We start from the raw sequence: 21,555 nt of genomic DNA on the forward strand, positions 1-21,555 counted from the left end.
ACGTAGTTCTCGCCTTCCCCCAGCCCCACCCGCACGCCCTTCCGCAGCCCCACGCCCTCGCCCACGCCGTAAGACGCTCACTCTCTGCTATAATTGGCCTCGATGACTCAGCCAAACCCACACCAAACCTTTCGCCCGGTCACCATCCCCCGGCGTGGGGAGGCCTACGCCTGGGCCAGCACCCTGCTCCTCCTGGGCGGCATGGCCTTGTGGACGCTGCTCGCCAACACCTCCCCACCGTGGCCCTTCTGGCTGCTGACCGCCTTTTTCAGCTTGAGCGCCCTGAGCATCAGCCTGGGCAACTGGATGGACCGCCGCACCCTGCTGCGCCTGCAGCCCGACGGCGTGTTCTTCACCAACGGCCTGCGGCGCGTGTTCCTGCCCTGGGAAGTCATCCACAGTGTGCGGATATCGCCCGACGAATTCGGCAAGCGCGTGCACATCCTCGGCCAGGGTGGACACTTCACCTTCCGCACCCTATCCCAGGTCAAAGTGGCTGGCCGCGTGCAGGGTGCCTTTGGCTTCACCGAGGGCGACGAGATTCTGTCGCACATCCTTTCCGCCGCTGGACTGGAGCAGCAGGAAACATCGGGCGAGGAACGCTATTACGGTCGTTAGCCCTGCTCCGAGGTCCAGCCCCCTTTGCCCGGACCTCGGGAGAGCCGTGCTCTCCCGCTTTTTCTGTTATCCCCGGATTTCGGGAGGTTTTCATGAATGTGCGTAAGATGAGCATCGACCAGCAGGTCGTCTACCTCATGCAAGGCACAAACTACGGCGACGAGACCTTGAAAGAGCAAATGGCCAAAGAACTGCGAGAGCGGCTCATCGAGGCCGAAAAGGAAGGACGCCCGCTACGGGTGTACTGCGGCTTCGACCCCCGCACTTCGGACCTGCACTTAGGCCACACCGTGCCCATGCGCAAACTGCGCCAGTTCCAGGAACTGGGCCACGAGGTGATCTTCCTCATCGGGAATTACACTTCCCTCATCGGCGACCCCTCGGACAAGGACAAACTGCGCCCCCAACTCACCCCTGAAGAGGTCGAGGCCAACGCCCGCACCTACGCCGAGCAGGCGTTCAAAATCCTGGACCCCGAGAAAACCATCATCGAGTACAACGCCAAATGGCTTTCCAAACTCACCTTCGCCGACCTGATCAAACTCGGCTCGTTGTTCACCGTGCAGCAGTTCCTCACCCGCGAGAACTTCCGCAAGCGCTGGGAAAAAGGCGACCCCATCTACCTGCACGAGACCTTTTACGCCATCATGCAGGGTTACGATGCCTACATGCTGCGCGCCGATGTGCAGGTGGGCGGCACGGACCAGTTGTTCAACATTGTGACCGCGGCCCGCAAACTGATGACCGCCCTGGGTGCGAAGCCCAACATCGCCATCATCCTGGACATTTTGCCCGGCACCGACGGGGAGATCAAGATGTCCAAATCCCTGGGCAACCACATCCCCCTGCTGTCCACCCCGGAGGATATGTACGGCAAATTGATGAGCATCCCCGACAAGGCCATGGGCGCCTACATGCGGCTGCTCACCCGCTGGACGCCGCCGGAAATCGAAGACCTGGAGCGCGGCATGGCCGAAGGGCGGTTGAACCCCCGCGATGTGAAGATGAAACTGGCCCGCGAAATCGTGGCCATCTACCACGGCGAGGAAGCGGCTCAGCGCGCCGAGGAGCATTTCGTGCGCGTGTTCCAAAAGCACGCGCTGCCCAAAGAGATCCCCGAGTACCGTTTGCAGGCGGAGCAAACCCTGCTGGAGGTGATGGTGGACGCTGGGCTGGTGAAGAGCAGGAGCGAAGGGCGCCGTTTGGCCAAACAGCGCGGCGTGCGCCTGGACGGTGAGGTGGTGGCCGAAATCGAGCAGCCGGCCCGCCCCGGCGTGTTACGCGTGGGCAAGCGCAAGTTCCTGCGGCTGGTGGCAGGGTAGCCCTCCTCGGCAGGGACATCCCATTGAGGGAAACGGCAGCGATGCGCTTCCACAGCCGCCCTTTTCGCCCAGAGGGCCAGGAAAGGGTTCGCGCCCTGGTTTTGGAAGGCCTGGCTGAGCATTGGGGCGTTCTGGATCCCACCGCCAACCCGGATCTGGAGAACGTCGCTGCCGCCTATCGCCAGGGGTGCTTCCTGGTGGTCTGGCAAGACGGTGAAATTGTGGGCACCGGGGCCTTGCTCCCCCGGGGAGGGCACATCGTGGAAATCGTGCGGGGCTCGGTACGCCGGGAGTGGCGCCGACGAGGCATCGGCAAGGCCCTCTTGCACGCTTTATGCCGGGAGGCCCAACGCCGTGGTGTCCGTCAGTTGGTTCTGGAGACCACAGCCACCTGGCACGATGCGATCGCCTTCGACCGCGCGTTGGGCTTCAAGGAAACGCGCCACGCCGACGGCAATATGTACTTTGCCCTTCCGGTGAACGCCTGCACCCGCTGGGATTGAGCCCAAAGCAAACCTTCTCGCAACGCGATATATCTTCCATGCTCTACATTGACGGTTCCCACGGCGAAGGCGGCGGCCAGATTCTTCGTACGGCGTTAGCCCTGAGCCTGCTGTTGCAGCGCCCCATCCGGGTGACCAACATCCGCGCCGGGCGGAGCAAGCCGGGCCTGCGGCCCCAACACCTGGCCGCGGTGCAGGCCGCCGCCCGCATCGGCCAGGCTCAGGTGGAAGGTGCGTCTCCGGGCAGCCAGGAGATCACCTTTCATCCCCAGGGCGTGCGCGGAGGGAATTACCACTTCGCCATTCCCACCGCAGGAGCCGCCACCCTGCTGTTGCAAACGGTGCTCCTGCCCCTGGCCCTGGCCGGGGAGACCTCGACCCTGCGCCTGCAAGGCGGCACTCACGTTCCGTGGAGCCCCACCTACGAGTACCTGGCCTGGCACTTTGCGCCTTTCGTGGAGCGGTTAGGGTTGCGCCTGCGGGTGCAACTGGTGAAGGCTGGCTTCTACCCCAAAGGCGGCGGGGAGATGATCGTGCACATCCGTCCGGCCGAGGAACCGCTACGGCCCCTGCGGTTGACCGAGCGCGGGGCGTTGCTGCGGGTGCGGGGGCTCTCGGCCGTGGCCAACCTACCCGATCACATCCTGCGACGCCAGAAACACCAGGCGCTCCGCCGCCTGCAGGGGCTTCCCTGTCCGCTCAAGGTGCGCAGCGAGCGCCTACCTTCGCCGGGCCAGGGCACGGTGGTGGTGCTGCGGGCCGAGGCCGAGCAGGGCGCCGGTTGCTTCACGGCCTTAGGCGCCAAAGGCAAACCGGCCGAACGGGTGGCCGACGAGGCCGCCCACGCCCTGTTGGCCTATCTGGAAAGCCACGCCGCGGTGGATGCGCACCTGGCCGACCAGATTCTGCTCCCCCTGGCCTTTGCCGCCGAGCCCTCCGTGTTCACCACCGAAGCGATCACCAACCACCTGCGCACCCTGGCCTGGTTGCTGGAAACCTTCGGCGTGGCTCGCGTTCTCCTTGACGAAGGCCCGCCCCCACGGGTCGAAGTGCATCCGCTTTCCGCCTGAGCGCATCTCCCATCCCTATCCTCGCGAGGCACCATGAACCTTCGTCGGCTGGTCCAAACCCACTTTGGCCTCCATCTTACGCTTCAACAATGCGCCGCGCTGGAGACCTACAAACAGGAACTCTTGGGCTGGAACCAGCGCGTCAACCTCACCGCCATTCGCGAGCCCGAGGCGGTGGACGCCAAGCACTTTCTGGACTCCCTCAGTTGTTTGCGCGTCCTGGGGCGCCGTCCTGAACAACGCATCGTGGATGTGGGCACCGGGGCAGGATTCCCGGGCCTGGTGCTGAAAATCGCCTGCCCCTCCTGGGAGGTGACCCTGGTCGAAGCCGTGGGCAAAAAGGTGGCCTTTTGCCGCCACATCGTCGAAACCCTGGGCCTGGAGGGGGTAGAAGTGCTCCACACCCGCGCCGAGGAACTGGGGCACGATCCCGCCCACCGCGAAGCCTACGATTGGGCCGTAGCCCGCGCGGTGGCCCGCCTGCCCATCCTGGCCGAATATCTGCTGCCTTTGGTGCGCGTGGGCGGTGCCATGCTGGCCCAAAAAGGCGAAACCGGGCCGGCCGAGGCCCAGGAAGCGGAATACGCCATCCGCGTTCTGGGCGGCGAACTGGACCGTGTGGTTCCCGTAGAAGTCCCTGGCGTGGCCGAAGACCGCTACCTCATCGTGGTGCGCAAAGTGGCCCCCACCCCGGCCAGGCTCCCGCGTCGGGCCGGCGTCCCGGCCAAACGCCCCCTGCTCCCGCCGAAAAAGGGGGCCTGATGGGCTCCGGCCTACCGTCACCTTCGCCATGATATAATCGATACCCCATGAAGCCCTGACGGGCTTCCCAAACCCGGTAAGGAAGAACAACAAACGCTATGGAAATCACCTGGTACGGCCATTCCTGCTTTCGTCTCACCCAGCGAGGCCTGGCCTCGGTGGTCACCGATCCCTACAACCACACGGTGGTGGGCTACAGCCCCCTGAAACTCAAAGCCGATGTGGTCACCATCAGCCACGACGCTCCGGGCCACAACCACCTCAAAGCCGTGCACGGGGTGCGCTATGTGGTGCGCGGCCCCGGCGAGTACGAAATCGGCGGCGTATTCATCACCGGCGTGCGCACCAACGGTAGGCGCCGCAAAGAGGGCGAGCCGCTCAACACCCTCTATGTGATTGACTTCGACGGCGTCACCGTGGCCCATCTGGGGGATCTGCGCCGCGTGCCCACCCAGGCCGAAGTGGAGGCCCTGGGCCCTGTGCATGTGCTCCTGCTTCCGGTGGGCGGTGGGGGCAGCCTCACGCCGGCCAAAGCCGCCGAGGTGGTCAACCTCCTGGAGCCGGGGATCGTGATACCCATGCACTACAAAACCCCCAATTCCCCGTTGGACCTGGCTCCCCTTTCCCGGTTCCTCAAGGAAATGGGGGTGGCTGATAAAGAGCCGCTCCCCTCGCTCAAGGTCAGGCCCTCTTCGATTCCCGACGAGACCCAGGTTGTGGTCCTCGCTTATCGACGATAACCCAAGGAGGTCTCGTGACGGTCAAACTCATCATGACTTGGGACATCCTGCCCGGCCGCGAACAGGAATACTTCGAATTCGTGGTGCAGGAATTCATCCCCGCCATGCAACGCATGGGGTTACAGCCCAGCGAAGCCTGGTTCACCGTATATGGCGAAGGGCCGCAGATCACCACCGTGGCCCTGGCTCCCTCCCTGAACATGGTGCGCAGCGTCGTCCACTCCTCTGCCTGGAAGGACCTCGAGAACCGCTTGCTGGAGTTCGTGACGAACTACCGCTACAAAATTGTGCGCGCCCGCTCGGGATTTCAGTTTTGAGATCGACCCCCCTGCTACACAACCCAGGCCTATGCCCTCCCCAATAGCCCAACAGTTGTTGGAATGGTACGCCCGGCGCCGGCGCAGCCTCCCCTGGCGTGACCATCCTGATCCCTACGCGGTGCTGGTGGCCGAGGTGATGGCCCAGCAAACGCGTTTGGAAACGGTGCTGCCTTACTTTCAACGGTGGATGGCCCGCTTCCCGACGGTGGAGGCCCTGGCCCGCGCCGAGGACCAAGAGGTCCTCGCCTTGTGGGAAGGGTTGGGCTATTACCGTCGCGCCCGCCATCTGCATCGTGCTGCCCGGGAAATCGTCGCCCGCCACGACGGGCATGTGCCTGCCGACCCTCGCGACCTGATGGCCCTGCCCGGCATCGGGCCATACACCGCCGCCGCCGTGGCCTCCATCGCCTTTGGCCGCGATGTCCCCGTGGTGGACGGCAATGTGCTGCGCGTGTTCGCCCGCCTGTTTGCCGTAGAAGCCCCCGTGGACACCGCTGCCGGACGGCGGACGATAGAACGCCTGGCGGCCGAACATTTGCCCCCCGGTCAGGCGTCGGCTTACAACCAGGCTCTGATGGACCTGGGCGCCCAGATTTGCACGCCGCGCCAGCCCCAATGCGCCCGGTGCCCCCTGCGCGACCTTTGCCGCGCCTACGCCCAGGGCGAGCCCACGGCCTACCCCCGCCGCAAGCCCAAGCGCCCCACGCCCCACTACACTGTGACCGCGGCTGTCATCCGCCGCGACGGGCAGGTGCTCCTGGCCCAGCGCCCGGCCGAGGGTTTGCTGGGCAACCTGTGGGAGTTTCCCGGCGGCAAGGTAGAGCCCGGCGAATCCTTGGAAGAGGCCCTGGTACGGGAAATCCACGAAGAACTGGCCGCCACCGTGCAGGTCGAGGCGCCTTTTGGCGTCTATCGTCACGCGTACAGCCACTTCAAAGTAACACTGCACGCTTTTCTGTGCCGTCTGGTGGCGGGCGAACCGCGCCCCGTGGAGGCCCAGACCGTGCGCTGGGTGCCTTTGGCCGCGCTGGACGAGTTTCCCATGGGCAAAATCGACCGGCGCATCGCCCGGCGGCTCCAAAAAGAAGCTGCCCGCTCTTGAAAGGGGATCGCCCCCATGACCACAAAGGATTTCTTCGACGACGAGCACCTGGCCGCCCTGCGGGAACGCATGGTGCGCGAGCAAATCGAAGCACGGGGCGTCACCGACCGCCGCGTGTTGGAGGCCATGCGTCGGGTACCCCGCCACCTCTTCGTGCCGCCGGAATACCGCGATGCGGCCTACAGCGACGGCCCGCTGCCCATCGGCCACGGGCAGACCATTTCACAGCCTTACATCGTGGCCTACATGACCGCTCTGCTGCACTTGAAGGGCGACGAAAAGGTGCTGGAAATCGGCACCGGCTCAGGGTACCAGGCCGCGGTGCTGGCTCACCTGGCCCGGGAGGTGCACACCGTAGAACGCATCCCCGCCCTAGCCGACCGGGCCGAAGGCCTGCTGCGCCGCCTGGGCCTCACCAATGTCACCGTGCATCGAGGCGACGGCACCTTAGGACTGCCGGAGTTCGCGCCTTACGATGCCATTCTGGTCACCGCTGCGGCTCCTAAAGTCCCCCAAAGCCTGCTCGACCAACTGGCCGATGGCGGACGGCTGGTCATCCCCGTGGGGAGCCATGGCGTGCAATACCTGGAACGCTGGCGACGGTTGGGCGACGCCTTTCGCCGTCAGGTGTTGGACGCCGTGGCTTTCGTCCCCCTTATCGGCCAGGAAGGTTGGGGGAACGCCTGACCCCAGGGATCAGCCCATCCCCCAATTCCCACTGCCCGGTGGCCCCCTTGGGCAGGGCCGGAACCAGAGGGAGGTCTCACCCCTTCGGCTCAGCCCCTGCCCTGTCTATGCTATAATTTAGGAAAAAACCGGGGCAAGCCACCCACCGACCAGCGAGGAGGACACGAAATGACGGTTTCTACTATACCGCAACCAGCGAAAGTCCAGCCCGCGCGGCAAGACCCCTATCGCCCTGAACATCATGTGCGCATCCTCACGGCGGCCAGCCTGTTCGACGGCCACGACGCCGCCATCAACCTCATGCGCCGCATCATGCAACAAACGGGCGCCGAAGTCATCCACCTGGGGCACAACCGCTCGGTGGCCGAATTGGTCAAGGCGGCGGTCGAGGAGGACGTCCAAGGCGTCGCCGTGACCTCTTACCAGGGCGGCCACATGGAGTTCTTCACCTACCTGCGCCAGCGCCTCAACGAATTGGGCCTGGCGCAGGTGCGTGTTGTGGGGGGCGGTGGGGGCACCATCCTCCCCAGCGAAATCGAAGAACTGGCCCAGCACAACATCCGCATCTACTCTCCCGACGATGGGCGCTTCATGGGCTTGCAAGGGATGATCAACGATGTGCTGCAACAATGCGATTTCGACCCACCCAACCTCTTCGCCGAAGACCCCAAAGCCCTGCAAGCCCTGCTGGAGGGCGAGGTGCGCTACCTGTCTCGCGCTATCACGCTGGCCGAGAACCATCCCGAAACCTGGAAGCCCTGGCGCGAACGGCTGGAGGCCATGGCCGCCTCCAACGGCCACCGAAAAATGGTGCCGGTGGTCGGGTTCACCGGCACCGGCGGCGCTGGCAAATCCACCGTGGTGGACGAGTTCGTGCGCCGCTTCATCACCGAGTTCCCCGACAAAAAAGTGGCCATCATCTCGGTGGACCCGACCCGACGCAAGACCGGCGGCGCGCTCCTGGGCGACCGCATCCGCATGAACGCCATCTACAACGAGCGGGTGTTCATGCGCAGCATGGCCACTCGCGGCAGTTCGGGCGCCCTTTCGGCCGCAGTGCACGAAGCCGTGGACCTGGCGAAACTGGCTGGCTACGACCTGGTAGTCGTGGAATCCACCGGCATCGGGCAGGCGGACATCGAAATCGTCACCCTGGCCGATGTGGCCGTCTATGTGATGACGCCGGAATACGGCGCGGCCACTCAGTTGGAAAAAATCAACATGCTGGACTACGCCGACATCGTCATCGTCAACAAATTCGACAAGCCCGGCGCCGAGGACGCCCTGCGCGATGTGCGCAAGCAGTACCGACGCAACCACATGCGCTTTGAAGAGCCAGACGAAGCGCTGCCCGTTTACGCCACCATGGCCTCGTACTTCAACGACATCGGCATGGACACGGCCTACCGGGGCATCCTCGACCAACTGGCCGCCAAGACGGGGATGGCCTTCCCTACCGAGTATCCGGCGGAGTATCGGCTGCCCAAGAAGAGTTACCTGCTGCCCCCAGAGCGGGCGCACTACTTAGGCGAAATCGCCAACACCATCGAGAAGTACAACCGCGAGACCGAGGAGCAGGCCGAACGGGCCCGCAAGTGGCAGAGCCTGCTGAAAACCATTGCCTCGCTCAAGGAGCGTGGCAGCGACCCGGCCCTCATCGAGGCCCTGGAAGCCGAAGCCGAGGAAGTCGCCCGGCAACTAGACCCCGAGGTGCGGGAGAAGTTGGAACACTGGGACGAAAAGACGGCCCGTTACCAGGAAGAGACCTTCCGCTATCAGGTGCGCGACCGGGTTATTGAACAGCCCATGTACAAGGAGACCCTCTCGCACACCAAAATCCCCCGCATCGTCATGCCGAAACTGCACGACTGGGGCGACCGGGTGCGCTGGGAACGCCAGGAAAACGCGCCGGGCGAGTTCCCTTACACCGCCGGGGTGTACCCGCTGAAAAACCCCGACGAGGAACCCATCCGCATGTTCGCCGGGGAGGGCACGCCGGAGCGCACCAACCGCCGCTTCCACTACCTGGCCTACAGTCACCCCTTCAAGCGCCTCTCCACGGCCTTCGATTCGGTGACGCTCTACGGCCACGATCCGGCCGAGCAGCCCGACATCTACGGCAAAATCGGCAACTCCGGCGTCAGCGTGGCCACGGTGGACGACGCCAAGAAACTGTACTCTGGCTTCGATCTGGCCCACCACCACACCTCGGTTTCGATGACCATCAACGGCCCAGCGCCAATGATGCTGGCCTTCTTCTTCAACGCGGCCATCGACCAGCAGGTGGAGAAGTACATCCGCGAGCACGGCCTGGTGAAAGAAGCCGAGAAGCGCATCGAAGCGTACTTCGCCAGCCGCGGCGTCCCCCGCCCGCGCTACCACGGCGACCTGCCCCAGGGCCACGACGGATTAGGGCTGATGCTCCTGGGCATACCAGGGGACGAGGTGGTCCCGCGGGAGGTGTACGAGAACATCAAAGCGGACACCCTCCGCCGGGTCCGGGGCACGGTTCAGGCCGACATCCTCAAAGAAGACCAGGCCCAAAACACGGCCCTGTTCTCCATCGAATACTCCCTGAAGTTGATGGCCGACATTCAGGAATACTTTGTGCGCCATGGCGTGCGCAATTTCTATTCGGTGTCCATCTCGGGCTACCACATCGCCGAAGCCGGGGCCAACCCCATCACCCAACTGGCCTTCACCCTGGCCAACGGGTTCACCTATGTGGAACTCTACCTAGCCCGCAGCCTGCCCCTGGACGACTTCCTGCGCAACTTCTCCTTCTTCTTCTCCAACGGCATGGACGCCGAGTACGCCGTCATCGGTCGGGTGGCGCGGCGCATCTGGGCCAAGGCCATCCGCTACTTGTACGGCGGCGACGAGCGCAGCCAGAAACTGAAGTATCACATCCAGACTTCGGGCCGCAGCCTGCACGCCCAGGAACTGGCCTTCAACGACATCCGTACCACCCTGGAGGCGCTGTACGCCATCATGGACAACTGCAACAGCCTGCACACCAACGCCTACGACGAAGCCATCACCACGCCCACCGAGGAATCGGTGCGCCGGGCTGTCGCCATCCAACTGATCATCAACCGGGAATATGGGCTGACGCAGAACTACAACCCGATGCAGGGCTCCTACTACATCGAATACCTGACCGATCTGGTCGAGCAGCGGGTGCTGGAAGAGTTTCGCGCGCTGGATCGGCGCGGCGGCGTGCTGGGCGCCATGGAACGCATGTACCAGCGCTCCAAGATTCAGGAGGAATCGCTGTACTACGAGCGGATGAAAGAAAGCGGCGAGTGGCCCATCATCGGCGTCAACACCTTCTTGGGACCCGACGGCTCGCCCATTCAGGTTCCCGACGAAGTCGTCCGCTCAACGGAGGAGGAGAAGCGCCAGCAAATCGAGAACCTGCACCTTTTCTGGAAACGCAACGAGCGGGAGACGGAACGCTGGAAAGACGAACTGCGCCGCGCCGCCCGCCAGAACCGCAATGTGTTCGAAGTGCTCATGGAAGCGGTGAAGCACCTCTCCATCGGGCAGATCACCAACTTGTTCTACGAAGTCGGCGGCGGGTATCGCCGCAACATGTAATCCGGTCGAGAGCCAAACCGTGTATCAAGCGTTCCCATCGCCTGATACACGGTTTTCTTTAACCCCCGCCCTCGTGCTATAATGGCTTTCCACGGGGGCGGAGTGCTTTTGGGGCCTCGTCGCCCACCACAAAAACTGTGCCCACCGATGAACGAAACCACGAGGTGATGCGCCCATGTCTTTTGTGCATTTGCATGTGCATTCGGAATACTCCCTCCTGGACGGCCTGAGCAAAATCAAGGACCTGGTCCACGCGGCCAAAGAGATGGGGATGCCCGCCGTGGCCCTGACCGACCACGGCGTGATGTACGGCGCCGTCGAGTTCTGGGACGCGGCCACTGCCGCAGGGATCCGGCCCATCCTCGGCATGGAAGCCTACCTGGCCGCCCGCCGAATGCACGACCGGGACCCCAAAGAAGACAAAAAATCCACCCACCTGCTCTTGCTGGCCCAAAACGACACCGGCTACAAAAACCTGCTGGCCATCGCTTCAGCCGCCCAACTGGAAGGCTTCTACTACTACCCACGCATCGACCACGAGTTTCTGGCAGCCCATAGCGAGGGTCTCATCGCTACCACGGGCTGCATTTCGGCAGAAATCCCGCGCGCTATCCAGGCAGGCGATCTGGAAACGGCCCGCCAGAAGATGGCCTGGTATGTGGAGGTCTTTGGCCGGGAGCGATTCTTCGTCGAGTTGCAGCAGCACGACGCCATCCCCGAACTGGTGGACATCAACCGCGTACTCATTCAACTGGCGCGCGAGTTCGGCCTGGACATCGTAGCGACCAACGACGCCCACTACATCCGCCGCGAGGACGCCCAGTATCAGGATGTGCTCCTGGCCATCCAGACCGGCTCCCTACTCAGCGACCCCCGGCGGATGCGCATGACCGACGACACCTACTACCTGCGCTCCCCAGAAGAGATGAGCGCGCTATTCGCCGAGGTTCCCGAAGCCATCACCAACACCCTGCGCATCGCCGAAATGTGCGCGGTGGACCTGAGTTTCAAGGGCTACAAATTGCCCCACTTCGAGGTGCCCGACAGGTTCACCGCCGAGACCTACCTGAGGCACCTGTGCGAAGAGGGGCTCCGCTGGCGTTACGGGGAGCGGGCGAACAGCCCCGAGGTCCGGCAGCGCCTGGAGCACGAATTGGGCATCATCCATCAGATGGGCTTCGACGCTTACTTCCTCATCGTGTGGGACCTGGTACGTTACGCCCAGGAAAAAGGCATCTGGTACAACGCCCGTGGGTCAGCGGCCGGTTCCATCGTCGCCTACGCCTTAGGCATCACCTCGGTGGACCCCCTGGAGCATGGCCTGATCTTCGAGCGCTTCCTGAACCCGGGGCGCGTGTCCATGCCTGATATCGACCTGGACTTCCAGGACGACCGCCGGGATGAGATGATGCGCTACTGCGCCCTGAAGTACGGCGAGGACCATGTGGCGCAAATCATCACCTTCGGCACCATGAAAGCCCGCGCGGCCGTGCGCGATGTGGGCCGGGTGCTGGACATCCCGCCTTCCGAGGTGGACAAAATCGCCAAACTCATCCCCAACATCCCCGGCAAACCGGTCAGTCTGAAACAGGCTTTAGATGAGGTGCCCGAACTGCGCCAGCGTTACGAGCAAGAAGAGTATGTGCGCGAACTTATCGACACGGCGATGAAAATGGAAGGGGTGGTGCGCAATGTAGGCACCCACGCCGCCGGGGTGATCATCAGCGACAAACCCATCACCGAATATGTGCCCTTACATCGGCCCACCAGCAACGACGAAAACATGCCCATCAAGGCCGTGACCCAGTATGAAATGGGCATCTTGGAGCGCCTGGGCCTGCTCAAGGTAGACTTTCTGGGGCTGGCCACGCTGACGGTGATGGCCCGCGCCTGCGACCTCATCCGCCAGCGCCACGGGGTGGACCTCAACCTGGACAACATCCCTGTGGACGACCCCGAGGCCTACGCTTTGCTGGGCCGCGGGGAGACGGCAGGGATTTTCCAGGTGGAAGGCCAGGGCATGAGCCGCTACCTCATGGAGATGAAGCCCCGCAACCTATCCAATGTGATCGCCATGGTGGCCCTCTACCGCCCCGGCCCCCTGGAATTCATCCCCAGTTACATCCGCCGGATGCACGGCCAGGAAAAGCCCACCTACCGCCACCCCAAACTGGAACCCATCTTCCGCGAGACCTACGGCATCCCGGTCTATCAGGAACAAATCATGTTCGCGGCCATGGAACTGGCCGGATACACCGCGTCAGAGGCCGATGACCTGCGCAAGGCCATCGCCAAAAAGAAAAAAGCAAAACTGGAAAAGCACCGCAAAAAATTCGTCGAAGGCGCCGTGACCAACGGCCTCGAGCCTGAGGTGGCCGAAGCCATTTTCAACGATTGGGAAGAGTTTGCGCGATACGGCTTCAACAAGAGTCATGCCGCGGACTACGCCAAAATCGCCGTCCAGACCGCCTACCTCAAAGCCCACTATCCCGCCGAGTACATGACCGCCCTCATGTCCGTCACCATCCAGGAGACGGACAAAATCGCCCTTTATGTGGCCGATTGCCGCCGCATGGGCATTGAAGTCCTGCCCCCTGACATCAACGCCAGCGAATGGGACTTCACCATCGAGGACCACGAAGACGGCACCAGCGCCATCCGCTTCGGCCTGGGGGCCATCAAAAACGTGGGGCGCGGTCCGGTCGAACTCATCCTGGCCGCCCGCCGCGAAGGAGGCCCCTTCCGCGATGTCAAGAACTTCCTCCAACGGGTGGATTTGCGCAAGGTCACCAAACGTCCCCTGGAGTCCCTCGTTCGCGCCGGGGCCCTGGATTCCTTAGGGCCGCGTCAGGCCCTGCTGGCCTCGGTTGACCGCATGCTGGCCGTATCGGGAGAACACTGGCGTTACAAAGAGATGGGGCAACTTTCCCTCTTTGGGGCCAGCGAAGCCCTGGATCTCCCCTTCCACTTGCAGGAGCCCGAGGTGCCCCTGCCGCGCCGCACCGAACTGGAGTGGGAAAAAGAACTCATGGGGCTTTATGTCTCCGACCACCCCCTGGCGCCCTACATGAAAGTGCTGGAAAAAACCATCAGCCACCGCGCCTTCGAGTTGCCCGAACTGGCTTCGGGGACCCGCGTGCGGGTGGCCGGCATCGTCATCCAGGTACGCCCTTATCGCACGAAAACCGACAAACTCATGGGCTTTGTGACCATTGAGGACATTCAAGGCTCCATCGAACTCATCCTCTTCCCCAGAACCTGGGACGAGTACGCCCATCTCATCCACACCGACCAGGTGGTGGTGGTCGAAGGCCGCGTAGAGGCCGAAAGCCACACCCCGCGCGTGATCGTGGAAAAAGTGAGCACCGAAGTGCCTCTGGTCCTCCCCTCGCAAACGGAAGATTCGCCCAGAGATGCCCAGCTGGATGAGCAAGCCCCTCCCGCAGCACCCGCACCATCCGCTCCCGCCGCGACCTCACCTGAGCCCGCGCAACCCGCACCCGCACCTGAGCCTTCCACCGGGGAAGACGCCCCGCCACCGCCGGAGCCTTTCCCCGACGGCTTTCTGGAGAACCTCCCGGAGGCCCACACCGGCCCCAATCCCAATACGCTGGAAAACCTCGCCGAACCGGAAGCCATGGCCCCATTCCCCCCTGCATCCTCCGCGGAGCCTTCCGGTTCGCCTGCGACACCTTCCCGCCCCCATGAGTCGGCCATTCCCCTGGCCACCCAACCTGTGCCTGAGGCGTCCCTGCCCACCATGGAGCCGCCCGCGGCATACACGGCGCCTGAAGAGGCAGGGGCCGCGCTCTCCGTGAATGAGGCGCCAGCCGGTTACCCTGCCCCGAACGACCGCGAGATGCCCCCCATCGAGCCACCGCCTGCCGCCCCCTCAGCGCCGCCGCAAACCGCCCCTCCCCCGGCCTCCGAAGAGACGCCCCGCCAGTTACGCATGGTGACCCTGGTCTTCCGCTCCGTGGATCCGCCCCGGGACCGCCTACGCATGCGCCGCGCCTACCTCGAACTCCTGGCCTATCCTGGCCGCGATCGTTTCGCCTTCCGCGTGTTCGAGGGCGATCAGGGCTACCTCATCGAGTTCCCCAACGCCACGACGCAGGTCAGCGAGGAATTGCTGAACCGATTGCGAGACATTGTGGGGCCGGACAATGTGTATGTCGAGGACATCCCCGTCCAGTAACAGCCCGGGGAACCTTCCCCATACACGGCGCAACCCTCTTTCCAACGGCTTCATCCTTCAGGTGCTGCTGCTCACGGGCCTGGCCCTGGGACTGCGGGCGTGGAGACTGGGGAGCCAGAGTCTCTGGTTCGATGAAACCTTCACCGTGTTCATTGCCCGCAAGCCGTGGCTGGAAGGCCTGCGTATTCTGGTGGCGGACGGCGTCCATCCGCCCCTTTTCTATTGGATCGAAAAGATCTTCCTCTCCTTAGGACAGCGGGAAGCCTTGGTTCGACTTCCCGCCATGTTGTTCGGTGTGCTTTCCGTGCCGTTGCTCGCCGCCCTGGCTTACCCTTGGGTAGGACAGCGCACCGCGCTTTGGGCCGCCTTGTTGTACGCCTTGGCCCCTTTCCACATTTTTCCCTGCGCGCTCCGTGGCGCGATGAAGCGGGTCGCTCGCTGACTCTGCTCTGGGCGGCAGCGCCCATCCTGCTGACCCTCACCGTCTCCCTGCAACTCCCCTTCCATGTTTACATGGATCGCTACCTGATTCTGGCCCAACCCGCATGGCTTCTGCTCCTGGCCCACGGTCTTGCCGGTCCTCCCTCCAACGCCAACCATCGGTGCGGAGGCTCTCTGGGGTTCCTAGCCCTCCGCCTTCTTCTGCTTGGCAGCCTTCTCTATGGCGATTACCACCTTCTACGCTCGCCTCCCAAGATCCAAAAAGAAGACTGGCGGGCCGTGGCCGCTTACCTGAACACCCATGCCAAGGACGATGAACTTATCCTTTTGCGGAGCGCCCAAATCGCCATCCCCTTCCACACTTATCCTTTAGAGCCGCGTGTAAGCATCTGGGAAACCAACCGCATGGCCCGGCCCTTTGCCGACCTCGCTTCTCCCTATCCGGGTGTGTGGCTGGTCTACTGGAACGCCGTGGGCAAAACCCATGTCGTGCTGCACGAATGGGTACACCCGGTCCGTTTTGAGCAGGTATGGGGGAGCGCCCCCCTTTCCCGGCAATGGCAACAATCGCCGATGTTCTTTTTGCAGGAACGGGTCGATTTTCCCGGCGTGACCGTATTTCACCTGATACGGCGCAAGTGAGCCTGCGCCATGGGGCCTAAGCGGGCGTTTTGAGAACAAATCCACCTGTCTGGTGCCGTGTTCCTGCCCGGATGTGCCCACCAGCCCTATGGTAGAATTGCAACACTTGCCTACCCCAATCCCCTGCCTCCTTTGCGGCAAGGGATCGTTCAACCAATCCCCTGCATTCCCTGTCTTTTCTTCCCTCTGGGAGGATCGGACCTGGTCTCAACAGGTCAAGGAGGCTTCCAGATGGTTGCCAGCCAGAAGGCGTCGTTACCCCATCGTGATCCCAATGTGCGCGCGATTGGCGTGCTGACCTCCGGCGGCGATGCGCCGGGGATGAACCCAGCCATCCGCGCTGTGGTGCGCACCGCGTTATATCACGGCATCCAGGTCTGGGGCGTCCGGGAAGGGTTCGAGGGCCTCATTCGGGGCGAGATGGAACCGCTTTCGGCTCGCGATGTAGGCGGCATCCTCCAGCGAGGCGGCACCATGCTCTATTCGGCGCGCAGCAAGCGGTTTCTCACGCCCGAAGGGCAACGCGAAGCCATCCGCCAGATGAACGAACGAGGCATTGACGGCCTGGCCGTTATCGGCGGCGACGGCTCCATGCGCGGCGCCTATGCCCTGCATCAGCAAGGTGTCCGGGTGGTCGGCATCCCCGCCTCGATCGATAACGACATCTGGGGCACCAACATCTCCATCGGCGTGGACACCGCCTTGAACACCATCCTCGACGCGGTGGACAAACTGCGCGATACGGCCTCCTCCCACCAACGCGCTTTCCTCATCGAAACCATGGGCCGCGATTGCGGCTATCTCGCCTTGATGGCCGGCATCATCGGCGGCGCCGAGATGGTGCTCATCCCCGAAGTCCAGATCACCATGGAAGAAGTCGCCGAGGCGGTGGAGGACGCGTATCGTCGCGGCAAAAGCCACGCCATCATCATCGTCGCCGAAGGCGCCTCCATCGATGTGCATGACCTAGCCCGTTTCCTGGACGAGCGCAATGTGGGCTTCCGCACCCGCATCACCATCCTGGGACACATCCAGCGCGGCGGGCGGCCTACCGCCTTCGACCGGCTGCTGGCCTCGCGGATGGGCGTCGGGGCCGCGAAAGCCCTGGCACAAGGCCAAAGCGGGAAAATGGTGGCCTTGCAGGGCCGCCAGATCGACCTTGTGGATCTGGCAGAGGTGGGCCAACGCAACCGACGGGCTAACCTGGAATACTACACCATGGCCCGCATGTTGGCCAAGTGAGAACCGGGGAAAGCCACCGCGCCAACGACAAAAAGGCCTGGCCCGGGCAACACGCCCGGCCAGGCCTTTCTTTGCGGCTCGTCTCTCGTTTGCCTTACCGCCGGAAGAACCCTGGCAAGACCTGCAACGCCTTGCCCAAACGGGTGCCGTGCCAGGTCAACAGGCTGCCCTCCACGAGAAAAACGCGCCCTTCACGGGCCGCGGGCGTGTCGGCCAACAAACGCAACAGGGCTTCCCGGTGGGCTTCGTCGAAGGGGAAAGGCTCATCAGGCAGCAAGATCAACTCGGGCTGCTGAGCCACAATTTCCTCCAAAGACACCCTGGGGTAGCGGGTATCCCGCCCGGCGGGGTCTTGAGGCTCTGCGCGGCCCAGGTCGGCGGCCAGGGGATAGCGCCGTTGCCGCCCGGCAAACACATTCACCCCGCCGAAAAGCGCCAGCACATCGTGCATGTAAGTCTGAGCGTTGAAGGTCATCCACCAGGGCGTGCCGTCGTTTAACTGATCGTACCAAATCGGCACGAAGGTGCGCAGCGGAGGATCGAGGGCTGCCAGACGCTGCATCTCGACGCCCCGGCTGAGGGTCTCCACCTGCACCGCGGCCCGTTCGCTGTGGAACAGGCGCACCAACCCCCACAGGGTCTCCAAAGCCTCGTCCACCGTGAGCGGCGTAGCCACCCACACCGGGATCCCCCGCTGGCGCAGGGCTTCCACCGTTTTGCGGGCGTTCTCCTCGCGGTTGGCCAGCACCAAATCAGGCTCAAGGGCCAGGATATCCTCCAGGCGGGCGTTCTTGGGGCCGCCCACCTTGGGCAGGTTTTGTGCCTCAGGAGGATGAAGGCAAAAGTCGGTTACGCCCACCACCGCCTCGCCCATACCCAGATCAAACAAGCTCTCGGTGAGCGAAGGCACCAGAGAAACCACCCGCTCAGGCGGCCGGGAAAGTTCAGGCAACGGCTCGATCATGCTACACCTCTCCCAACAACGCCAGCACCGCGCCGGCCATCAACGCCGCCCCCCGCCATAACGCTTCTTCGTCGAAATCGAACCTGGGGTGATGGTGACCATAAGTCAGCCCCTTGGCTTCGTTGGCTGAACCGATGAAAAAGTAACACCCAGGGATGTCCTCCATAAAGAAAGCGAAGTCTTCCGAGCCCATGGTGCGTTCCGTGGCGCTGATTTCGGCTTCGGGGAAAAGCCGACGGGCCAACGCCCGCACCTGCTCCGCCACCCCGGAGTCGTTGATCACCGGCGGGGTCAACCGCTGGACCTCCACACCGGCCTGCGCCCCAAAGGCCTGGGCCACCCCCTGGGCGATTTCCCGTACCCGTTTCAACACGGTCTCCCGCACCTCCGGCTCGAAGGTTCGGATGGTGCCCTCCAACTCCGCCTGCGGCGGGATGACATTGAAGGCCTCGCCCGCGCGAATGCGGGTGACGCTGACCACGGCGGTATCCAGGGGATCGATGTTGCGGGCCGCCACGGTTTGCAGCGCGGTGACGATATGCGCCGCGGTCACCACCGGGTCGATGGTCAGATGCGGCGCGGCGCCGTGGCCGCCTTTGCCCTGCACGGTGATCAACAGACGATCGGCCGCGGCCATGGCCGGTCCATCGGTCACCCCAAACCAGCCCAAGGGGCGCTCGTTCCACAGGTGCATTCCCAGCACCACATCGGGGCGCGGATCTTCCAGCACGCCCTCGGCCACCATCCCCTCGGCGCCGCCTAACCCTTCTTCGGCCGGCTGGAAGACAAACTTCACCCGCCCAGCCAGCGACGCGCGGCGCCCGGCCAGCAATCGCGCCACGGTGAGGCCCATAGCCACATGACCGTCATGGCCACAGGCGTGCATCACCCCCGGCACCTGGGAGGCATACTCGGCGCCCGTTTCCTCCTGGACAGGCAACGCATCCATGTCAACGCGCACCAGCACCGTAGGGCCCGGGCGCGCGCCTTCCAGCAGGCCCACCACGCCCGTCTTGGCCACCCCTGTGGTGACCGTCAACCCCAGATCGCGTAAGGTCTTGGCGACCACACCAGCCGTGCGCACCTCCTGAAAGCCCAATTCCGGGTGCCGATGCAGGTCTCGCCGCACCTCGCGAGTGAAAGGGAAAAGGGTCTGCGCTTCCTGGAGCAGAGTCTGCATGATTGCCACCTCCTGGCTGAAAGAACGGGCGCCCGCCGCGAAGGCGCTCCACGGCCTGGCGGGAGCGCCAACGCCACGAAAACGAAACCGCGCCAGAAAGCCCTGACCTCTGCCGATGGGGGAACTTCCGGGCGCGGAGGATGGACCAGGGCGTTACGACCCAACGGGTTGGGCCCCGTTGTCCAACCTCCGGGGGCAATCGCCGTTGGCACAAGGGGGCAGTGTGGCCCGCCGTTGGGCCTCGTTCTCGTCCCAGGGCTCCAGTTTATCCCGATGGAACTCTCGCCGCATACCATCCAGTTCGACGACAACCACCTGCTTGAGCGGATACAGGTCCACCACTTTCCCCTCGCCCTCGGGAGTCTTTACCCGTTTCTTGAGTTTCGGCAGGGTCTTGTGGGCCTCCACATAAATTTCGTATTCGTAAATCAAGCAACACCGCAACCGGCCACACATGCCGGTAATTTCTGTGGGGGTCAAGGAAATGCCCTGGGCCTTGGCCATTTTGATGGAGATGGGGCTGAACTCGGTGAGAAAACGCGAGCAACAGCGCTCTTCCATGCCGCAGGCGCCCATCCCACCCAAAAGTTTGGCCACATCCCGCGGGCCGATGCGCCGAAAATCCACCTTCATTTTAGGGTAAAGCCGCCGCATGGCATGAAGGAGCGGGCGCATTTCCGGTCGGCCTTCCTCGATGTTGTAAAGGATGGTGAGAAAACGCTCGTCCAGCGAAATTTCGGCCGCCACGAATTTGACGCCCTCGTAGCCGCCCAGCGCGGCCGCCTTGGCCCGGCAGTTGACCAGGGCGGCGGCCTCCTTTTGTTGAATGAGTCGGCGCAGGGTCAGATCCGCGGCCGAGGCGCGGCGCAACACCTCCCGCCACCCCTCCTCCGGCGGCTCCGGTGGGGGCTCCAAACGCTGCACCACCTCCCCGACCTGCAGGCCGTACTGCGTCTCGACCAACACAAACTCGCCGACCTGCAGGTCGGGGCAGGAAGGCGCATCGTAATGATAAACCCGCCCAACGGAACGGAAGCGGATGCCAACGATGGGGGGCATCTCAGCCAATAAACTCAATGGAGACATTGAGGCCCGGCCCCTGCATGGCCTGAACGCTCAATCTGGCCGCCACCTTTCCGGTCAGGTCGCGCAAGGCCTGGGCCACCGGCGAATCGGGATGAGACACCACCACGGGCTTGCCCTGATCGCCACCTTCCCGCACCGCCGGGTCCATGGGAATGGCACCCAGCAGTTCCACCTGCTGCTCCCGGGCCAGTTCCTCGCCGCCACCACTGCCAAACACATCGACCCGGGTCCCATCGGGGAGTTCCAGGTAACTCATGTTCTCGACCACACCCAACACAGGCACATTGAGTTGCCGGAACATACGCAGCGCGCGGCGGGCGTCGTCCAGGGAGACCTGCTGGGGTGTGGTAACAATAACGGCGCCGCTGAGCGGCAGGGTCTGGGTGAGGCTCAGAGGGGCGTCGCCCGTGCCCGGGGGCAGGTCCACCACCAGGTAGTCCAGTTCGCCCCAGTTCACATCGTTGAGGAACTGACGAATGGCGGAATGGAGCATAGGCCCCCGCCAGATGAGAGGTTGATCCGGTTTGACCATAAAGCCAATGGAAATGACCTTCACGCCATAAGCCTCGGCCGGCTCGATTTTGTTGGCCTCGCGCATGGGCGGCAGCCGGTCCACCCCCAGCATGGTGGGCACATTGGGGCCGTAAATATCCGCATCGATCAGCCCCACCCGGGCGCCCGCTTGGGCCAAGGCCACGGCCAGGTTGACGGCTATGGTGCTTTTGCCCACGCCGCCTTTGCCCGACCCCACGGCGATGGCGTTGCGGATGGGCAGGCGCACCACACCCCGGCTACGGCCATCCTGCGGCACCTCAGCATCCATCTTCACCTCGACCTTCTTCACGCCAGGGAGCGCTTCCACCGCCCGTCGGGCATCGGCTTCCATTGAGGAACGCAGCGGGCACGCCGGGGTCGTCAACACCAGGCGAAACCGTACGGTATCGCCTTCCACCTCCACATCCCGGATCATGTTCAGGGAAACCAGGTCCTTCCCCAGTTCGGGGTCCAGAACCTGACTCAGTGCTTTGAGGACTTGTTCCTTTGTAACAGCCATCGCATACTCCTAAGTAGGATACCG

The 21,555-nt window shown here is 63.6% G+C and carries 18 protein-coding genes; 14 read left to right on the forward strand and 4 right to left on the reverse strand.

What is annotated here, in order from left to right:
• Nucleotides 1–102 precede the first annotated feature (102 nt).
• The 14 genes from G4O04_05845 (at nucleotide 103) to pfkA (ending at nucleotide 17,247) form a co-directional block, all read left to right on the forward strand.
• Entirely contained in the window at nucleotides 103–618 is a 516-nt protein-coding gene (locus G4O04_05845) for a PH domain-containing protein (GenBank protein HEY58041.1), read from the forward strand.
• Between the two features lie 107 nt (nucleotides 619–725).
• Nucleotides 726–1,940, forward strand: a complete 1,215-nt coding sequence (locus tag G4O04_05850) for a tyrosine--tRNA ligase (protein ID HEY58042.1) — start codon at nucleotides 726–728, stop codon at nucleotides 1,938–1,940.
• Between the two features lie 41 nt (nucleotides 1,941–1,981).
• Nucleotides 1,982–2,443 (forward strand): GNAT family N-acetyltransferase, encoded by a 462-nt coding sequence (locus G4O04_05855; protein ID HEY58043.1) that lies wholly within the window; start codon nucleotides 1,982–1,984, stop codon nucleotides 2,441–2,443.
• A 38-nt stretch (nucleotides 2,444–2,481) separates the two neighbouring features.
• Nucleotides 2,482–3,513 (forward strand): RNA 3'-terminal phosphate cyclase, encoded by a 1,032-nt coding sequence (locus G4O04_05860; protein HEY58044.1) that lies wholly within the window; start codon nucleotides 2,482–2,484, stop codon nucleotides 3,511–3,513.
• Between the two features lie 33 nt (nucleotides 3,514–3,546).
• On the forward strand, nucleotides 3,547–4,275 hold the full coding sequence (rsmG, locus tag G4O04_05865) for a 16S rRNA (guanine(527)-N(7))-methyltransferase RsmG (GenBank protein HEY58045.1): 729 nt from the start codon (nucleotides 3,547–3,549) through the stop codon (nucleotides 4,273–4,275).
• 98 nt (nucleotides 4,276–4,373) lie between these two features.
• Nucleotides 4,374–5,015: an MBL fold metallo-hydrolase gene (locus G4O04_05870; protein ID HEY58046.1), complete on the forward strand. Its 642-nt coding sequence runs from the start codon at nucleotides 4,374–4,376 to the stop codon at nucleotides 5,013–5,015.
• A 14-nt stretch (nucleotides 5,016–5,029) separates the two neighbouring features.
• Complete coding sequence (locus G4O04_05875) at nucleotides 5,030–5,332, forward strand: hypothetical protein (GenBank protein HEY58047.1); 303 nt, start codon at nucleotides 5,030–5,032, stop codon at nucleotides 5,330–5,332.
• 31 nt (nucleotides 5,333–5,363) lie between these two features.
• Nucleotides 5,364–6,437, forward strand: a complete 1,074-nt coding sequence (mutY, locus tag G4O04_05880) for an A/G-specific adenine glycosylase (protein ID HEY58048.1) — start codon at nucleotides 5,364–5,366, stop codon at nucleotides 6,435–6,437.
• A 15-nt stretch (nucleotides 6,438–6,452) separates the two neighbouring features.
• Nucleotides 6,453–7,124, forward strand: a complete 672-nt coding sequence (locus G4O04_05885; GenBank protein HEY58049.1) for a protein-L-isoaspartate(D-aspartate) O-methyltransferase — start codon at nucleotides 6,453–6,455, stop codon at nucleotides 7,122–7,124.
• A gap of 168 nt (nucleotides 7,125–7,292) precedes the next feature.
• On the forward strand, nucleotides 7,293–10,724 hold the full coding sequence (locus G4O04_05890) for a methylmalonyl-CoA mutase (GenBank protein HEY58050.1): 3,432 nt from the start codon (nucleotides 7,293–7,295) through the stop codon (nucleotides 10,722–10,724).
• A 175-nt stretch (nucleotides 10,725–10,899) separates the two neighbouring features.
• Nucleotides 10,900–14,922, forward strand: a complete 4,023-nt coding sequence (locus G4O04_05895; protein HEY58051.1) for a DNA polymerase III subunit alpha — start codon at nucleotides 10,900–10,902, stop codon at nucleotides 14,920–14,922.
• Complete coding sequence (locus G4O04_05900; GenBank protein HEY58052.1) at nucleotides 14,897–15,364, forward strand: glycosyltransferase family 39 protein; 468 nt, start codon at nucleotides 14,897–14,899, stop codon at nucleotides 15,362–15,364. The genes G4O04_05895 and G4O04_05900 overlap by 26 nt, the downstream gene beginning before the upstream one ends.
• A gap of 71 nt (nucleotides 15,365–15,435) precedes the next feature.
• Complete coding sequence (locus tag G4O04_05905) at nucleotides 15,436–16,005, forward strand: hypothetical protein (GenBank protein ID HEY58053.1); 570 nt, start codon at nucleotides 15,436–15,438, stop codon at nucleotides 16,003–16,005.
• Nucleotides 16,006–16,281: 276 nt separating this feature from the next.
• Complete coding sequence (pfkA, locus tag G4O04_05910; protein ID HEY58054.1) at nucleotides 16,282–17,247, forward strand: 6-phosphofructokinase; 966 nt, start codon at nucleotides 16,282–16,284, stop codon at nucleotides 17,245–17,247.
• Between the two features lie 94 nt (nucleotides 17,248–17,341).
• On the opposite strand, the gene G4O04_05915 is transcribed toward pfkA, so the two are convergent.
• The 4 genes from G4O04_05915 to G4O04_05930 all read right to left on the reverse strand — a co-directional run bounded on the left by G4O04_05915 (nucleotide 17,342) and on the right by G4O04_05930 (nucleotide 21,531).
• Complete coding sequence (locus G4O04_05915; protein ID HEY58055.1) at nucleotides 17,342–18,211, reverse strand: ABC transporter substrate-binding protein; 870 nt, start codon at nucleotides 18,209–18,211, stop codon at nucleotides 17,342–17,344.
• Between the two features lies 1 nt (nucleotide 18,212).
• Complete coding sequence (locus tag G4O04_05920; GenBank protein HEY58056.1) at nucleotides 18,213–19,391, reverse strand: amidohydrolase; 1,179 nt, start codon at nucleotides 19,389–19,391, stop codon at nucleotides 18,213–18,215.
• Nucleotides 19,392–19,544: 153 nt separating this feature from the next.
• On the reverse strand, nucleotides 19,545–20,450 hold the full coding sequence (locus G4O04_05925) for a stage 0 sporulation protein (GenBank protein HEY58057.1): 906 nt from the start codon (nucleotides 20,448–20,450) through the stop codon (nucleotides 19,545–19,547).
• Between the two features lies 1 nt (nucleotide 20,451).
• Nucleotides 20,452–21,531 (reverse strand): Mrp/NBP35 family ATP-binding protein, encoded by a 1,080-nt coding sequence (locus G4O04_05930; GenBank protein ID HEY58058.1) that lies wholly within the window; start codon nucleotides 21,529–21,531, stop codon nucleotides 20,452–20,454.
• Between the last annotated feature and the right edge of the window lie 24 nt (nucleotides 21,532–21,555).

Source organism: Anaerolineae bacterium (genome assembly GCA_011176535.1).
GTDB lineage: Bacteria > Chloroflexota > Anaerolineae > Anaerolineales > DRMV01 > DUEP01.

What these genes read in the sequence shown, in the direction of transcription:
- G4O04_05900 (HEY58052.1), top strand. Translation starts at nt 14,897, where the DNA reads ATGTCGAGGACATCCCCGTCCAGTAACAGCCCGGGGAACCTTCCCCAT.
- G4O04_05925 (HEY58057.1), bottom strand. Translation starts at nt 20,450, where the DNA reads ATGCCCCCCATCGTTGGCATCCGCTTCCGTTCCGTTGGGCGGGTTTAT.
- G4O04_05885 (HEY58049.1), top strand. Translation starts at nt 6,453, where the DNA reads ATGACCACAAAGGATTTCTTCGACGACGAGCACCTGGCCGCCCTGCGG.
- G4O04_05890 (HEY58050.1), top strand. Translation starts at nt 7,293, where the DNA reads ATGACGGTTTCTACTATACCGCAACCAGCGAAAGTCCAGCCCGCGCGG.
- G4O04_05860 (HEY58044.1), top strand. Translation starts at nt 2,482, where the DNA reads ATGCTCTACATTGACGGTTCCCACGGCGAAGGCGGCGGCCAGATTCTT.
- G4O04_05870 (HEY58046.1), top strand. Translation starts at nt 4,374, where the DNA reads ATGGAAATCACCTGGTACGGCCATTCCTGCTTTCGTCTCACCCAGCGA.
- G4O04_05920 (HEY58056.1), bottom strand. Translation starts at nt 19,391, where the DNA reads ATGCAGACTCTGCTCCAGGAAGCGCAGACCCTTTTCCCTTTCACTCGC.
- G4O04_05905 (HEY58053.1), top strand. Translation starts at nt 15,436, where the DNA reads ATGGATCGCTACCTGATTCTGGCCCAACCCGCATGGCTTCTGCTCCTG.
- rsmG (HEY58045.1), top strand. Translation starts at nt 3,547, where the DNA reads ATGAACCTTCGTCGGCTGGTCCAAACCCACTTTGGCCTCCATCTTACG.
- mutY (HEY58048.1), top strand. Translation starts at nt 5,364, where the DNA reads ATGCCCTCCCCAATAGCCCAACAGTTGTTGGAATGGTACGCCCGGCGC.
- G4O04_05915 (HEY58055.1), bottom strand. Translation starts at nt 18,211, where the DNA reads ATGATCGAGCCGTTGCCTGAACTTTCCCGGCCGCCTGAGCGGGTGGTT.
- G4O04_05855 (HEY58043.1), top strand. Translation starts at nt 1,982, where the DNA reads ATGCGCTTCCACAGCCGCCCTTTTCGCCCAGAGGGCCAGGAAAGGGTT.
- G4O04_05850 (HEY58042.1), top strand. Translation starts at nt 726, where the DNA reads ATGAGCATCGACCAGCAGGTCGTCTACCTCATGCAAGGCACAAACTAC.
- G4O04_05930 (HEY58058.1), bottom strand. Translation starts at nt 21,531, where the DNA reads ATGGCTGTTACAAAGGAACAAGTCCTCAAAGCACTGAGTCAGGTTCTG.
- G4O04_05845 (HEY58041.1), top strand. Translation starts at nt 103, where the DNA reads ATGACTCAGCCAAACCCACACCAAACCTTTCGCCCGGTCACCATCCCC.
- G4O04_05895 (HEY58051.1), top strand. Translation starts at nt 10,900, where the DNA reads ATGTCTTTTGTGCATTTGCATGTGCATTCGGAATACTCCCTCCTGGAC.